At 61.9% G+C, this 14427-nt stretch carries 12 protein-coding genes; 10 read left to right on the top strand and 2 right to left on the bottom strand.

The window, feature by feature from the left end:
* The first annotated feature begins 7 nt into the window (after positions 1-7).
* The 10 genes from NXC24_RS17300 to NXC24_RS17255 all read left to right on the top strand — a co-directional run bounded on the left by NXC24_RS17300 (position 8) and on the right by NXC24_RS17255 (position 12281).
* Positions 8-1621, top strand: coding sequence for an acyl CoA:acetate/3-ketoacid CoA transferase (locus NXC24_RS17300; RefSeq protein WP_104824419.1), 1614 nt, complete (start codon positions 8-10; stop codon positions 1619-1621).
* The gene (locus NXC24_RS17295; protein ID WP_104824418.1) at positions 1614-2387 is read left to right on the top strand and encodes an enoyl-CoA hydratase/isomerase family protein; all 774 of its coding nucleotides are present in this window, start codon (positions 1614-1616) and stop codon (positions 2385-2387) included. The genes NXC24_RS17300 and NXC24_RS17295 overlap by 8 nt, the downstream gene beginning before the upstream one ends.
* The gene (locus NXC24_RS17290; RefSeq protein WP_104824417.1) at positions 2387-3895 is read left to right on the top strand and encodes an aldehyde dehydrogenase family protein; all 1509 of its coding nucleotides are present in this window, start codon (positions 2387-2389) and stop codon (positions 3893-3895) included. Before NXC24_RS17295 ends, NXC24_RS17290 begins: the two co-directional genes overlap by 1 nt.
* Positions 3896-4012: 117 nt before the next feature.
* Positions 4013-5263 carry an ABC transporter substrate-binding protein gene (locus NXC24_RS17285; protein WP_104824416.1) on the top strand — a complete coding sequence of 417 codons (1251 nt, stop codon included), beginning with the start codon at positions 4013-4015 and terminating at the stop codon, positions 5261-5263.
* A 126-nt stretch (positions 5264-5389) separates the two neighbouring features.
* Entirely contained in the window at positions 5390-6271 is an 882-nt protein-coding gene (locus NXC24_RS17280) for a sugar ABC transporter permease (RefSeq protein WP_104824415.1), read from the top strand.
* Positions 6268-7149 carry a carbohydrate ABC transporter permease gene (locus NXC24_RS17275; protein WP_104824414.1) on the top strand — a complete coding sequence of 294 codons (882 nt, stop codon included), beginning with the start codon at positions 6268-6270 and terminating at the stop codon, positions 7147-7149. Before NXC24_RS17280 ends, NXC24_RS17275 begins: the two co-directional genes overlap by 4 nt.
* A 4-nt stretch (positions 7150-7153) precedes the next feature.
* Positions 7154-8272 (top strand): sn-glycerol-3-phosphate ABC transporter ATP-binding protein UgpC, encoded by a 1119-nt coding sequence (gene ugpC, locus NXC24_RS17270; RefSeq protein ID WP_104824413.1) that lies wholly within the window; start codon positions 7154-7156, stop codon positions 8270-8272.
* Positions 8269-9786, top strand: a complete 1518-nt coding sequence (locus NXC24_RS17265; protein ID WP_104824412.1) for a GMC family oxidoreductase — start codon at positions 8269-8271, stop codon at positions 9784-9786. Before ugpC ends, NXC24_RS17265 begins: the two co-directional genes overlap by 4 nt.
* The gene (locus tag NXC24_RS17260) at positions 9783-10550 is read left to right on the top strand and encodes a 3-ketoacyl-ACP reductase (protein ID WP_104824411.1); all 768 of its coding nucleotides are present in this window, start codon (positions 9783-9785) and stop codon (positions 10548-10550) included. The genes NXC24_RS17265 and NXC24_RS17260 overlap by 4 nt, the downstream gene beginning before the upstream one ends.
* A gap of 75 nt (positions 10551-10625) precedes the next feature.
* The gene (locus NXC24_RS17255; protein ID WP_104824410.1) at positions 10626-12281 is read left to right on the top strand and encodes a GMC family oxidoreductase N-terminal domain-containing protein; all 1656 of its coding nucleotides are present in this window, start codon (positions 10626-10628) and stop codon (positions 12279-12281) included.
* Between the two features lie 51 nt (positions 12282-12332).
* Here the strand turns inward: NXC24_RS17255 and dgoD are convergent, their stop codons facing one another.
* Positions 12333-13481, bottom strand: a complete 1149-nt coding sequence (dgoD, locus tag NXC24_RS17250) for a galactonate dehydratase (protein WP_104824409.1) — start codon at positions 13479-13481, stop codon at positions 12333-12335.
* Positions 13482-13544: 63 nt separating this feature from the next.
* The gene (locus NXC24_RS17245) at positions 13545-14312 is read right to left on the bottom strand and encodes a FadR/GntR family transcriptional regulator (protein WP_245463898.1); all 768 of its coding nucleotides are present in this window, start codon (positions 14310-14312) and stop codon (positions 13545-13547) included.
* Positions 14313-14427: the final 115 nt, after the last annotated feature.

Raw genomic sequence — 14427 nt, 5'->3', positions numbered from 1 at the left:
CGTCGCGATGAACAAGCACATCACCCCCGCCGAGGCGGCTGCCCTGATCCCCGATGGCGCCATCGTCTCCGTCTCTTCCTCAAGCGGTCTCGGCTGCCCGGACCTGATGCTGAAGGCGATCGGCGAGCGTTTCGACGCGACCGGCCATCCGCGTGACCTGACGACGCTGCATCCGATCGCCGCCGGTGATATGAGCGGCATCAAGGGCGTCGATCATATTGCCAGGAAAGGTCTGCTGAAGACGATCATCGGCGGCTCCTATCCGTCCGGCCCGTCGAGTTCCGAACCGCCGCTGATCTGGCAGATGATCGGCAACAACGATGTCGCGGCCTATAATATTCCGTCCGGCATTCTCTTCGACATGCATCGCGAGGCCGCCGCCAAGCGTCCCGGCGTGTTGACCAAGGTCGGCCTCGATACCTTCGTTGACCCGAACCGCGAGGGCTGCGCCATGAATGCGGCAGCCGGAGCCGAGCCGGTGGTGAAGCGCATCCCGTTCGAGGGGGAAGACTGGCTTTATTTCAAGGCGATCGCGCCGCAGGTGGCAATCATCCGGGCGACGACTGCCGACGAGCGCGGCAATCTCACCTATGAGCATGAGGGCGCCTATCTCGGCGGTCTCGACCAGGCGCTCGCCGCCCGCAACAATGGGGGAATCGTCATTGCCCAGGTCAAGCGCCTTGCCAAGGAAGGCTCGCTGAAACCGCATGATGTGCGCATCCCCGGAGTTCTTGTCGACTATATCATTGTCGATCCGGATCAGAAACAGACTACGCAGACGCTTTACGATCCGGCGATCTCGGGCGAGATCTTTCGGCCGCTCGACAGCTTCCGTGTGCCGGAATTCAATATCCAGAAGGTCATTGCCCGGCGGGTGGCGCAGGAGCTGCAATCCGGCAGCGCCGTCAATCTCGGCTTCGGCATCTCGGCCAATGTGCCGCGTATCCTGATGGAAGAGGGGCTGCATGGCGCGGTCACCTGGGTGATCGAGCAAGGGGCGGTCGGCGGCGTGCCGCTGCTCGATTTCGCCTTCGGCTGTGCGTCGAACGCCGATGCCTTCATGCCGTCGCCCTATCAGTTCACCTATTTCCAGGGTGCCGGTTTCGACGCTTCGCTTCTCTCCTTCCTGGAGATCGGCCGCGACGGTTCGGTCAATGTCTCCCGCCTCAGCTTCCGGCCGCATGTGACGGCCGGCGCCGGCGGCTTCGTCGATATCACCGCGCGGGCGAAGAAGATCGTCTTCTCCGGCATGTTCAATGCTGGCGCGAAGCTTGGTGTTGAGGATGGCCGGCTTGTCATCGAGAAGGAAGGCAAGCTGAAGAAGCTGGTGAACGCGGTCGAGCACGTTACCTTCTCCGGCCCCCGCGGCATCACACAGGGGCAGGATATCACCTATGTCACCGAGCGCTGCGTGATGAAGCTGACGCCGGACGGTTTGTTGCTGACGGAGATCGCGCCCGGCGTCGATTTGGAGGCGCATATTCTCGATCAGTCGGAATTCCCGCTGCTCGTCTCCGACCGGCTGAAGGTGATGGATGCAGCTTTGTTCCAAGACGCGCCTATCGGTCTGACGCTGCCCGCCAAGGCCAAGCGTGTTCTGGAAGGAGCGCGCCATGGGTGAGGTCAAGGTTTCTGTAGAAGGTTCCGTCGCGACGATTACCGTCTCGCGGCCGGAAAAGCTCAACGCCTTCGACATCGACATGCTGAAGGCGCTGGCCGCTGCCTGCGACGATGTGGAGGCGGATAGTTCCGTCCGCGTCGCGATCCTTATCGGCGAAGGCAAGGCCTTTTCGGCCGGCGGCGATATCAAGGCCTGGGGCGGTATGGCGGCCAACGAGTTCGGCCATGCCTGGGTGCGCTTCGGCCATCGTGTTTTCGAGCGGCTGGCGACGCTCCGCATGCCGGTGATCGCCGCATTGAATGGTCATGCGCTCGGCGGCGGGCTGGAACTGGCGGCTGCGGCCGATATCCGCATTGCGGAAAGCCAGATCAGGATCGGCCTGCCGGAAACCAGCCTTGGTATGGTTCCGGGCTGGTCCGGTACGCAGCGGCTTACCAAGCGGTTTGGCGCGCAGATCGTGCGGCGCATGGTGCTGGGCGGAGAGATGTTTTCCGCCGAGGAAGCACGCGCCTACGGTCTTGTGGACGCGGTCGTCGAAACGGGAACGGTGCTTGCCGCCGCCAGGGATTACGCAGCGCGGATTGCCACGCGCGGACCGGCGGCGCTGGAGATTGCAAAGCTGATGATCGCTTCGGCCAATGGCGAGGATAATGGGTCCGCCGTCGAGGCGTTGGGATCGATCCTGGTCGCCAAAACCGGCGACCTCAAGGAGGGCGTTGCGGCCTTTGCCGGCAAACGCGCCGCCGAGTTCAAGGGGGAATGGTGATGACGGTTCTTGCGAAGCCACAGGCGCTTCCCGATGTAAAAGTGCGCGAATTCAAGATGCTGATCGACGGCAAATGGGTCGAAGGCATCGAGACCGGCACGATCGAGCGCGTGGCGCCGAGCCATGGCGTCACCGTCAGCCGCTATAAATCCGCGACTAAGGACGATGCGCATCTGGCTATCGCGGCCGCGCGCAAGGCATTCGACCACGGTCCCTGGCCGCGCATGACGGCGGCGGAACGCTCCAATATCCTGCTGAAGGCTGCCGACATGATCTCGGCGCGAGCCGAGGAGCTCGCCTATCTCGACGCCATCGAGGCCGGCAAGCCGATTACCCAGGTGCGCGGCGAGATTGCCGGTTCCGCCGATATCTGGCGCTATGCAGCCGCCCTTGCACGTGATCTGCACGGCGAGAGCTACAACACGCTTGGTGACGGCACAATGGGCGTCGTGCTGCGTGAAGCGATCGGGGTCGTCTCGATCATCACGCCCTGGAATTTCCCGTTCCTTATCGTAAGTCAAAAGTTACCTTTTGCACTGGCCGCCGGCTGCACGGCGGTGGTCAAACCCTCCGAGCTGACGTCTGGCTCGACTCTGGTGCTCGGCGAAATCCTGATGGAAGCCGGCGTGCCGGCCGGCGTCGTCAATATCCTCGTCGGAACGGGTGCCGATGTCGGTGCGCCGATGACCAGCCATCCGGATGTCGACATGATCTCCTTCACCGGTTCGACCGGCGTTGGGCGACTGACCATGGCGAGTGCGGCGCAGACGCTGAAGAAGGTTTCGCTCGAACTCGGCGGCAAGAACCCGCAGATCGTTTTTCCCGACGCCAATCTCGATGAGTTCGTCGATGCCGCGGTGTTCGGCGCCTATTTCAACGCCGGCGAATGCTGCAATGCCGGCTCGCGACTGATCATCCATCGCGATATTGCCAAGGATGTCACAGCGCGTATCGCCAGCCTGTCGGAAAAGGTGAGGGTCGGCGATCCGCTCGACCCTTCCACGCAAGTGGGCGCGATCATCACGCCGCAACATTTGCAGAAGATCCAGGGCTATGTTTCCGGCGCGGCAAAGAGCGGCGCGACCGTGGCGCATGGCGGCAGCCAGATCGATTTCGGCTTCGGCCAGTACATGGCGCCGACCATTCTCGCAGACGTTAAACCGGAGATGGCGGTGGCGAAGGAGGAGGTATTCGGGCCTGTCCTTTCCGTGCTGACGTTCGAGACGACCGAAGATGCGATCCGCATCGCCAATTCCATCGATTACGGCCTTTCCGCCGGCGTCTGGAGCCGCGATTTCGACACGTGCCTGACGATCGGGCGACGGGTGCGGGCCGGCACGATCTGGATGAACACCTTCATGGATGGTGCGGCGGAACTGCCCTTCGGCGGCTATCGCCAATCGGGACTTGGGCGCGAGCTCGGCCGGCATGCGGTGGAAGATTATACCGAGACAAAAACGCTCAACATGCATATCGGCCGGCGCACCGGCTGGTGGATGCCGAGGTGAGATGAATGCCCATGGCTGGGAGGCCGTGGTGGATTTGTTCCTCGCGAAGAGCGCGGAACAGGGAGGAAGCAGCGGGAGGAGGTCTTGCTGCGCAACTGTTAAAACCGGGAGGAAAATATGCGTAAATTGATGACATCTGTGGCTGCGGCCGCCCTTCTTATGACGGGCACCGTGACCGTAGTGCATGCGACTGAAAGCGTTGAAGTCCTGCATTGGTGGACCTCGGGCGGCGAGGCGTCGGCGCTGGAAGTCCTGAAGAAGGACCTGGAATCGAAGGGCATAGGCTGGGTCGACATGCCGGTTGCCGGCGGTGGTGGCAGCGAGGCCATGACCGTTCTGCGCGCCCGCGTCACGGGTGGCAACCCGCCGACCGCCGTGCAGATGCTCGGCTTCGACATTCTCGACTGGGCCAAGGAAGGTTCGCTCGGCAATCTCGATGCGGTCGCTAATAAGGAAGGCTGGGACAAGGTCGTCCCGACCGCCCTGCAGAAATTCTCCAAATATGACGGCCATTGGATCGCCGCTCCCGTAAACGTCCACTCCACCAACTGGGTGTGGATCAACAAGGAAGCGCTGGACAAGGCCGGCGGCAAGGTGCCGGAGAATTGGGACGAGCTGATCGCGCTGCTCGACAATTTCAAGAAGCAAGGAATCACGCCGATCGCCCATGGCGGCCAGCCGTGGCAGGATGCGACGATCTTCGACGCCGTCGTGCTCTCGTTTGGCAACGACTTCTACAAGAAGGCGTTCATCGATCTCGATCCCGATACGCTCGGCAGCCCGAAGATGAAGGAAGCCTTCGACCGCATGACGAAGCTGCGCTCCTATGTCGATGACAACTTCTCCGGCCGCGACTGGAATCTTGCCTCCGGCATGGTCATCGAAGGCAAGGCCGGCCTGCAGTTCATGGGCGACTGGGCCAAGGGCGAATTCCTGAAGGCGAAGAAGGTGCCGGGTAAGGATTTCGTCTGCATCCGCTTCCCGGGAACGCAGGGCTCGGTGACCTTCAACTCCGACCAATTCGCGATGTTCAAGGTCTCCGCCGACAAGATCCCGGCGCAGATGCAAATGGCGTCCTCGATCGAAAGCCCGACCTTCCAGTCGGCTTTTAATGTCGTCAAGGGCTCGGTTCCGGCCCGCACCGACGTTCCGGATACCGCCTTCGATGATTGCGGCAAGAAGGCGATCAAGGATCTGGCCGAAGCCAACAAGAACGGCACGCTGATGGGCTCCATGGCCCATGGCCACGCCAATCCGGCGGCGGTCAAGAACGCGATCTACGACGTCGTAACCCGCGAATTCAACGGCGATCTGTCGTCGGATGACGCGGTCAAGGAACTCGTCTCGGCGGTTGCGGCGGCGAAGTAAGGTAGTTCGGAGCAAGGAGTGCCCCTCATCCGGCCTGTCGGCCACCCTCTCCCCGCTCGCGGGGAGAGGGTTCGGGCGAGGGCTTCACTTGCTCCGTACGCAGATAATCAAACTAGGTGTTCGACCATGAACAGTCGCAGTCGAATGCAGGTGCTATTGCCCAAGCTGGTGCTGGCCCCGAGCTTCGTCGTCATTCTGATCTTCGTATATGGCTTTATCGCCTATACCGGCTATCTGTCGCTGACCGACAGCAAGATGCTGCCTTCCTATAACCTTATTGGTTTCACCAACTATGATAGGCTTTGGGCGTTGCCGCACTGGTGGCGTGCGATCACCAATCTCGGCATCTTCGCTTCCCTCTATATCGCCATCTGCTCGGCGCTCGGCCTCGCCCTTGCTATCCTGCTCGACCAGAAAATCCGTGCCGAAGGGCTGCTGAGGCCGATCTATCTCTATCCGATGGCGCTGTCCTTCATCGTCACGGGAACGGCGTGGAAATGGTTTCTCGATCCTGGCATCGGCCTTGAGAACACCATGCATCTCTGGGGCTGGGAGAGTTTTTCCTTCACCTGGATCAAGGATTCGAAAATGGCGATCTATTGCGTCGTCATCGCCGCCGTCTGGCAGTCTTCGGGCTTCGTCATGGCGATGTTCCTTGCCGGCCTTCGCGGCGTCGACAACGAGATCATCAAGGCGGCGCAGATCGACGGCGCGTCGGCGGTCACCACCTATCGCCGCATCATCATTCCATTGATGCGGCCTGTGTTCCTCTCGGCCTTCGTCGTGCTCGCCCACCTCGCGATCAAGGCCTATGACCTGATCGTGGCGCTGACTGGCGGCGGGCCGGGGCAGGCGACCGAACTGCCGGCTACCTTCATGTATTCCTACACTTTCACCCGCAATCTGATGGGCATCGGCGCCTCGTCGGCGATCATCATGCTGGCGATGATCTTTGCCATCATCATCCCCTATCTCTATTCGGAAATCGGCGGAGGGAAACGCGCATGAGCAACCCCAATCCGCAAAACGCCATCTCGCACGGCAAGCTGACCCGTGGGCTGATCTATGCGGCGCTGATCCTGTTTGCCGTCTATTACCTGCTGCCGCTCTATGTGATGCTGGTCAATTCCTTCAAGCCGCTTGAAGAGATTCGCCAGGGCGGCATGCTGAACCTGCCGAAGACCTGGACGATCGAGCCCTGGATATCGGCCTGGTCGACGGCGCAGATCGGCGTGCAGCCGACGGGGCTCAGGCCCTTTTTTATCAACTCGATCCTGATGGTCGTTCCTGCCGTCGCCATCTCCACCATGGTCGGCGCGCTGAACGGCTATGTGCTGACGAAGTGGCGTTTCCGCGGCGCGGAAATCTTCTTCGGTATGCTGCTGCTCTCCTGCTTCATCCCGTTCCAGATCGTGCTGATCCCGATGGCGCGCATCCTCGGTTTCTTCGGCATCGCCGGGACCATATGGGGGCTGATCCTCGTCCACATAGTCTACGGCCTCGGCTTCACCACGCTTTATTTCCGCAATTATTACGAGGCCTTTCCGACCGAGCTGGTCCGCGCCGCGCAGATCGACGGGGCGAGCTTCTTCCAGATTTTCCGGCGCATCCTGCTGCCGTCTTCGGGGCCGATCATCGTCGTCTCGGTCATCTGGCAGTTCACCAATATCTGGAACGACTTCCTGTTCGGCGCGTCCTTTTCGGGCGTCAGTTCGACGCCGATGACGGTCGCGCTCAACAACCTCGTCAGCTCGTCGACGGGCGTCAAGGAATACAATGTCCACTTCGCCGGCGCGATCCTCGCTGCCCTGCCAACCCTCATCGTCTACATCGTCTCCGGCCGATTTTTCGTCCGCGGCCTGATGTCCGGCGCCGTCAAGGGATAAGACCATGTCCTTCCTGAAAATCACCAATCTGCGCAAGTCCTATGGATCGCTCGAAATCCTGAAGGACATCAATATCGAAATCGAAAAGGGCGGATTTCTCGTGCTCGTCGGCCCGTCCGGCTGCGGCAAGTCCACCCTGCTCAACACCATTGCCGGGCTGGAGCCGATCACCTCGGGCGACATTGCCATTGCCGGCCGCTCGGTCAACGGCCTGGCGCCGTCGCAACGTGATATCGCCATGGTGTTCCAGTCCTATGCGCTCTATCCGAACATGACGGTTGCCGGCAACATCGCCTTCGGCATGGAAATCCGCAAAGTTCCGAAGGAGGAACGCGACAAGGCGATCAAGCAAGTGGCCGACATGCTGCAGATCGGCCATCTGCTCGACCGCAAGCCGAGCCAGCTTTCCGGCGGCCAGCGCCAGCGCGTCGCCATGGGCCGGGCGTTGGTGCGCGATCCGCAGGTCTTCCTGTTCGACGAGCCGCTCTCCAACCTCGATGCCAAGCTGCGCGTCGACATGCGCACCGAGATCAAGCGCCTGCATCAGCGCATGAAGACGACGATCGTCTACGTCACCCATGATCAGATCGAGGCAATGACGCTGGCCACGAAGATCGCCGTCCTTAAGGACGGTGTTCTGCAGCAATTCGGAACGCCGGCGGAAATCTACAATCACCCTGCCAATACCTTCGTTGCGGACTTCATGGGCTCGCCCGCCATGAACCTGCTGACCGCGACGGTGGAGAGCGGGCCGACGGGATTGCAGGTCTCGCTCGACCGACCGAATGGCGCGGCCCCCCTGAAGCTGCCTGTCAACGGGAGCGGCGCCGGACTCGGCGCCCATGCCGGCAAGGACGTGATCTTCGGCATTCGGCCGGAGGCGCTGACCGACCTCGACGGTGCGGACCGCAATGCCCATTCGCTCGCCGAAGGAGACTGCCTGATCGAGGTGGTCGAGCCGGCCGGTTCGGATACGTTTGCGATCGTCCGCCTCGGCGGCAAATCCGTCGTGGCGCGGCTGCGCGCCGATGCCCGCATTGCCCCCGGGCAGACGACACGGCTTGCCTTCAATCTCGACAAGGCGGTGTTCTTCGATCCGCAGAGCCAGGTTCGGATAGCGTGAGCGGCAGCATGGCAGAACCGGATATCGTCATCATCGGTTCGGGGATCGGTGGCTCCACTGTCGCTTCCGGCCTTGCCGCCTCGGGCGCCAACATATTGATCCTGGAGACCGGCGAACGGCTGGAGGACCGACCGGAAACCCGCGACCAGCGGGCGATCTTCCTGCGCGGCCATTTCCGCCCGAAGGAGACCTGGTACGAGAAAGACGGCAAGGGGTTCAATCCCGGCAACTACTACAATGTCGGCGGCAATTCGAAATTCTACGGCGCGGTGCTGATCCGCTACCGACGCGAGGATTTTGAGGAGATGCGGCATCTGGACGGCGTGTCGCCGGCCTGGCCCTTTCCGTATGAGGAGCTGGAGCCCTGGTATAGCGAGGCGGAGCAGCTCTATCAGGTGCGCGGCAGCCTCGGCGACGATCCCTGGGAACCGCCGCATTCGCAACCCTATCCATTTCCACCGGTACCCGACGAGCCGGCAATCGCCAGTGTCCGCAAGCGACTGAAGGACAGTGGCATGCATCCGCATTCGCTGCCGTTGGGCGTCGATATCGACAAGTGGCTTGTCAAGGGCCGTACGCCCTGGGATGCGCATCCGCATAGTGCCGACGGCAAGATGGATGCCGAGACGGTGGCGCTTGCCAAGGCTCTGCAATATCCGAACGTCAAGCTGAAGACCGGCGCGCGCGTCACGCGGCTCCAGGCTGCCGGCGATGGGCGGATGATCGCCGCGGTGCATTATTCCGCCTATGGAGAGGCGCATGTCGTACGACCGAAGCTGGTCATCCTTGCGGCCGGGGCGGTGCAGTCGGCGGTGCTGCTGCTGAGATCGGCTGACGATGCGAATCCGCGCGGGCTTGCCAATCGCTCCGATCAGGTCGGCCGCAATTTCATGAACCATAATTCCTCTGCCGTGCTGGCGATTTCGCCCTGGTATCGGAATGATTCGGTCTATCAGAAGACTTTCGGCTTCAACGACTTCTATCTCTCGGATGGCGAAGGCGGGCCGCCGCTCGGCAATGTTCAGCTTTTGGGACGCGTTTCCGGCACGATCCTCAAGGCGAATATGCCGACTGTGCCGGAATGGCTTCTGAACAGGCTTTCCGCCCATGCCATCGATTTCTATGCCATGAGCGAGGATCTTCCGTCGCCGGAAAGCCGGATCACGGTCGACGGCGACCGCATCGTGCTGCAGTGGGTGCGCACCAATTGGCAGGCGCATCTCGATCTGGTGAAGAAGCTGAAGAGCGTGCTGCGTAAGGCCGGCTTCCCGATCGTGCTGTCACGTCCCTTCGACAAGCGCACACCGTCGCATCAATGCGGCACGGTCAAGATCGGCAATGACGGCTCGAGCGCGCCGCTCGATGTCTTCTGCCGCGCCTTCGATCACCCCAATCTTTTCGTGGTCGACGCCAGCTTCCTGCCGACTTCGGCGGCGGTGAATCCGGCGCTGACCGTGGCCGCGCAAGCGCTGCGCGTGGCCGACCATATCGTGCGGGAGGAGCTGCGGTCATGAAGGCAAGGCGTCCGATCGCCGTCGTCACCGGAGGCCGCAAGGGGATCGGTTTCGGTATTGCGCGGGCGCTGGCGAGAAGCGGTTTCGATCTGGCGATCACCGGTGTCGAGGTAGAGCCGCCGTTGGCGGAACTTGCGGAATTGAAGGGGAATGGCGGGCGGGCAATCTATCTGCAGTCTGATCTTGCCGCTCTCTCGGGACACATGGGAACCGTCGAGGCGATCCGGGCGGCTTTGGGCGAGATCGATTGCCTGGTCAATAATGCCGGCATTGGCCCCGTCGTGCGCGGCGATTTCCTTGATTTGGCGCCAGAAAATTTCGACCGGATCATCGACGTCAATCTGCGCGGCACGGTGTTTTTTACCCAGGCGATCGTTCGTTCGATGCTCGCGGCGAAGACGTCGCTGCCGCGTTCGGTGATCAACATCACCTCGGTCTCGGCAGCGCTGAGTTCGCCTGAGAGGCTAGATTATTGCATCAGCAAGGCCGGTCTCTCGGCCTTCTCGCAGGGGTTGGCGCTGCGGCTGGCGGAGACCGGCATTGCCGTCTTCGAGGTGCGGCCCGGCATCATCCGCACCGACATGACGGCGCAAGTTTCGGAGAAATACGACGCATTGATCGATGGCGGCCTGGTGCCGATGAAGCGCTGGGGCGAGACGGGCGATGTCGGCAGCATCGTTGCGGCGCTGGCCAAAGGGGGCTTCGGTTTTGCCACGGGATCGGTGATCCCTGCGGATGGTGGGCTGGGGATCGGGCGACTGTGAAGGATTTACCCTTGCCCCATCGGGAGGAGGGAAATGCGATCTCGTGCCGGGAACATGATAAATTTGAGGACTGGAATGAGCTACGACTACATCATCACCGGCGCCGGACCGGCGGGCTGCGTACTCGCCAACCGTCTGAGCGAGGACCCCATGGTGAAAGTCCTGTTGCTGGAGGCTGGCGGCGGTGATTGGAATCCGTTGTTCCACATGCCGGCCGGCTTCGCCAAGATGACCAAGGGGGTGGCGAGCTGGGGCTGGAAGACGGTGCCGCAGAGGCATATGAAGGGCCGCGTGCTGCGCTATACGCAGGCGAAGGTGATCGGCGGCGGCTCCTCGATCAATGCGCAGCTTTACACGCGCGGCAACGCTGTCGACTACGATCTCTGGGCACGCGAGGATGGCTGCGAGGGCTGGGACTATCGCAGCGTGCTGCCTTACTTCAAACGCGCCGAGGACAATCAGCGCTTTGCCGATGACTATCATTCCTATGGCGGCCCGCTCGGCGTTTCCATGCCGGTATCGGCGCTGCCGATCTGCGATGCCTATATCCGCGCCGGTCAGGAACTCGGCATCCCCTATAATCACGATTTCAACGGCAGACAGCAGGCGGGTGTCGGCTTCTATCAGTTGACGCAGCGCAACCGCCGCCGCTCGTCGGCTTCGCTGGCCTACCTATCGCCGATCAAAGATCGAAAGAACCTGACCATCCGTACCGGTGCGCGGGTGGCGCGCATCATTCTCGAAGGCCGCCGCGCCGTCGGCGTCGAGGTGGTGACAGACAAGGGTGTCGAGATCATTCGGGCGGACCGGGAAGTGCTGATCTCCTCCGGCGCCATCGGCTCGCCGAAGCTGCTCTTGCAATCCGGGATCGGCCCGGCCGACCATCTGACCTCGGTCGGTGTGCCGGTCACGCACGACCTGCCGGGTGTCGGCGGCAATCTGCAGGACCATCTTGATCTTTTCGTCATCTCGGAATGCACCGGCGACCACACCTACGACAATGTCGCCAAGCTGCATCGTACGCTCTGGGCCGGGCTGCAATATCTGCTGTTCCGCTCCGGTCCCGTCGCCTCGTCGCTCTTCGAGACCGGCGGCTTCTGGTATGCTGATCCCGATGCCCGCTCGCCGGATATCCAGTTCCATCTCGGCCTCGGCTCCGGCATCGAGGCGGGCGTCGCACGGCTGAAGAATGCCGGCGTAACTTTAAATTCCGCCTATCTGCACCCGCGCTCGCGCGGCACGGTGCGGCTCTCTTCATCCGACCCATCCGCCGCGCCGCTGATCGATCCGAACTATTGGAGCGATCCGCACGATATGAAGATGTCGCTCGAAGGCCTACGGATCGCCCGCGACATCATGAGCCAGGATGCGCTGAAGCCCTTTGTGCTGGCTGAGCGGCTGCCGGGTGGCAATCTGACAACGGAGGCGCAATTGTTCGACTATGGCTGCGCCAACGCCAAGACCGACCATCATCCCGTCGGCACCTGCAAGATGGGCACGGACGCCATGGCGGTCGTCGATCTCGAGCTGAAGGTGCGAGGGCTCGAGGGCCTGCGCGTCTGCGACAGCTCCATCATGCCGCGCGTGCCCTCCTGCAACACCAACGGCCCGACGATCATGATCGGCGAGAAAGGCGCGGATATCATCCGCGATCGGGATCCGCTACCGCCGGCGATTTTCTCCTGGGAGCGCAATGACACGCGGCCGCGCGCGCGGGCGGATGTTCGTTAAAAAGCAAAACGCCCCGAAGTTCGGGGCGTTTCGTTTACGGGAGGAGAGCTCTTACCACTCGGCTACGCTGCCGTCTTCATGGCGCCAAACCGGGTTGCGCCAGCGATGGCCTTCCTTGGCGCGCTCGATGACGTAGGCTTCGTCCACTTCGATGCCGAGGCCGGGGCCTTGCGGGATGCTGACGAAGCCGTCGGCATAGTGGAAGACTTCCTTATTGGAGATGTAGTCGAGGATGTCGTTGCCCTTGTTGTAGTGGATGCCGAGGCTCTGTTCCTGGATGAAGGCATTGTAGCTGACGGCGTCGACCTGCAGGCAGGCGGCAAGCGCGATCGGGCCGAGCGGGCAATGCGGTGCCAGCGCCACGTCATAGGCTTCGGCCATCGCCGCGATCTTGCGGCATTCGGTGATGCCGCCGGCATGGGAAAGGTCAGGCTGCAGGATGTCGACATAGCCGTCCGACAGGACCGACTTGAAGTCCCAGCGCGAATAGAGCCGCTCGCCGAGCGCGATTGGCGTCGAGCAATGATTGGCGATTTCCTTCAGGGCTTCACGATTTTCGGAGAGCACGGGTTCTTCAATGAAGAGCAGTTTGTAGGGCTCGAGTTCCTTGGCGAGAACCTTGGCCATCGGGCGATGGACGCGGCCGTGGAAATCGACGCCGATGCCGATATAGGGGCCGATCGCCTCACGAATGGTGGCGATGGTCTCAACAGCCTTCTCCACCTTGTCGTAGGTGTCGACGATCTGCATTTCCTCGCAGCCGTTGAGCTTGATCGCCTTGAAACCGCGGGCGACGACGTCCTTGGCGTTGTTGGCGACGTCGGAAGGGCGGTCGCCGCCGATCCAGGAATAGACCTTGATCTTGTCGCGCACCTGGCCACCCAGCAGCGAATGGATCGGCTGGCCAAGCGCCTTGCCCTTGATGTCCCAGAGCGCCTGGTCGATGCCGGCAAGCGCCGACATGTGGATGGCGCCGCCGCGATAGAAGCCGGCGCGGTACATGACGTTCCAGTGATCTTCGATCAGGAAGGGGTCCTTGCCGATCAGATAGTCTTCCAGTTCGTGCACGGCGGCCTGGACGGTCAAAGCCCGGCCTTCGACCACTGGCTCGCCCCAGCCCGTGATGCCCTCGTCTGTTTCGATCTTCAGGAACATCCAGCGCGGCGGCACGATATAGGTGGTCAATTTGGTGATTTTCATGGGAACGCTTCCGTTTCGGCTTTTGGATCATATCAGCGGCGCCAGGCCGCGGATTTCGGGATTTCAGGTCTTGTTTTTCTCCACCCGCCCGATCGCTTTTTCGGCGGCGGCAAGGTCGCGGGTGGCAAGATCGAGCATGCGATGGGCGCAGTCGCGCGCAGAGGTGCGGTTGCGCAGGCGCAGCGCCTCCACCAGATCGCCATGGACGGCGATCGCCTCATCACGGCTGTCCACCGCGACATTCGAAGCATGCAATGCATATTTCAGCCCGGCATGGATGGCGCTCGACAGGCGGCGGAACACCTGGTTGTGGCTGGCGCTCAAAAGCACCGTATGGAACATCACGTCGGCTTCGGTGAAGCGTTCGGGATCATCGCCGGAATCGCGCATCTGCCGCCAGGCTTTTTCGAGATCGGCTATCTCCTGGGCGGTGGCGCGCTCGGCGGCATATTCGGCGGCCACCGGCTCGATGGTACGCCGCGCCTCGAGAATGCAGCCGAGAATATCGAATTCGGCGATATAAGGACCCATCCACTCTAGCACGTCCTGATCAAGGATATTCCAGTCGTCCTTATCGCAGACGGTGGTGCCAATGCGCGGCTTGCCGCGCACGAGCCCTTTCGATTCGAGGATCTTCAGGGATTCACGGATGACGGTGCGGCTGACGCCGTAGAGATCGCAGAGATCGTTTTCGCGCGGCAGGGGCGAGCCGGAAGGATAGCGTTCGGAACAGATGTCCTCGGCGATCGCCGCCGTGACGTTCTTGCGCACGCGCGGACGGCGCTCCGCCGCTCCGTTCAGCCTTTGCTCTTGCTGTTCAAACGAATCCAATTGCCTTCTCCGCAGCCGTTCTCCCGCGCGGCCGAGCCTCTGCTTAGCGGAATTTATTCCGCATGGCGATAAGCGTCGGCGCGTTTGGCGGGCCATCCTTGCCAAAAGTCACACT

Origin of the sequence: Rhizobium sp. NXC24 (genome assembly GCF_002944315.1) — a bacterium.
GTDB lineage: Bacteria > Pseudomonadota > Alphaproteobacteria > Rhizobiales > Rhizobiaceae > Rhizobium.
The sequence above is the reverse complement of the archived record's forward strand: the minus strand, read 5'-3'. Positions and strand labels throughout refer to the sequence as shown.

Coding starts and splice junctions, on each gene's coding strand:
- NXC24_RS17300 (WP_104824419.1), top strand. CDS start 8: ATGAACAAGCACATCACCCCCGCCGAGGCGGCTGCCCTGATCCCCGAT.
- NXC24_RS17260 (WP_104824411.1), top strand. CDS start 9,783: ATGAAGGCAAGGCGTCCGATCGCCGTCGTCACCGGAGGCCGCAAGGGG.
- ugpC (WP_104824413.1), top strand. CDS start 7,154: ATGTCCTTCCTGAAAATCACCAATCTGCGCAAGTCCTATGGATCGCTC.
- NXC24_RS17295 (WP_104824418.1), top strand. CDS start 1,614: ATGGGTGAGGTCAAGGTTTCTGTAGAAGGTTCCGTCGCGACGATTACC.
- NXC24_RS17280 (WP_104824415.1), top strand. CDS start 5,390: ATGAACAGTCGCAGTCGAATGCAGGTGCTATTGCCCAAGCTGGTGCTG.
- NXC24_RS17255 (WP_104824410.1), top strand. CDS start 10,626: ATGAGCTACGACTACATCATCACCGGCGCCGGACCGGCGGGCTGCGTA.
- NXC24_RS17275 (WP_104824414.1), top strand. CDS start 6,268: ATGAGCAACCCCAATCCGCAAAACGCCATCTCGCACGGCAAGCTGACC.
- NXC24_RS17290 (WP_104824417.1), top strand. CDS start 2,387: ATGACGGTTCTTGCGAAGCCACAGGCGCTTCCCGATGTAAAAGTGCGC.
- NXC24_RS17285 (WP_104824416.1), top strand. CDS start 4,013: ATGCGTAAATTGATGACATCTGTGGCTGCGGCCGCCCTTCTTATGACG.
- dgoD (WP_104824409.1), bottom strand. CDS start 13,481: ATGAAAATCACCAAATTGACCACCTATATCGTGCCGCCGCGCTGGATG.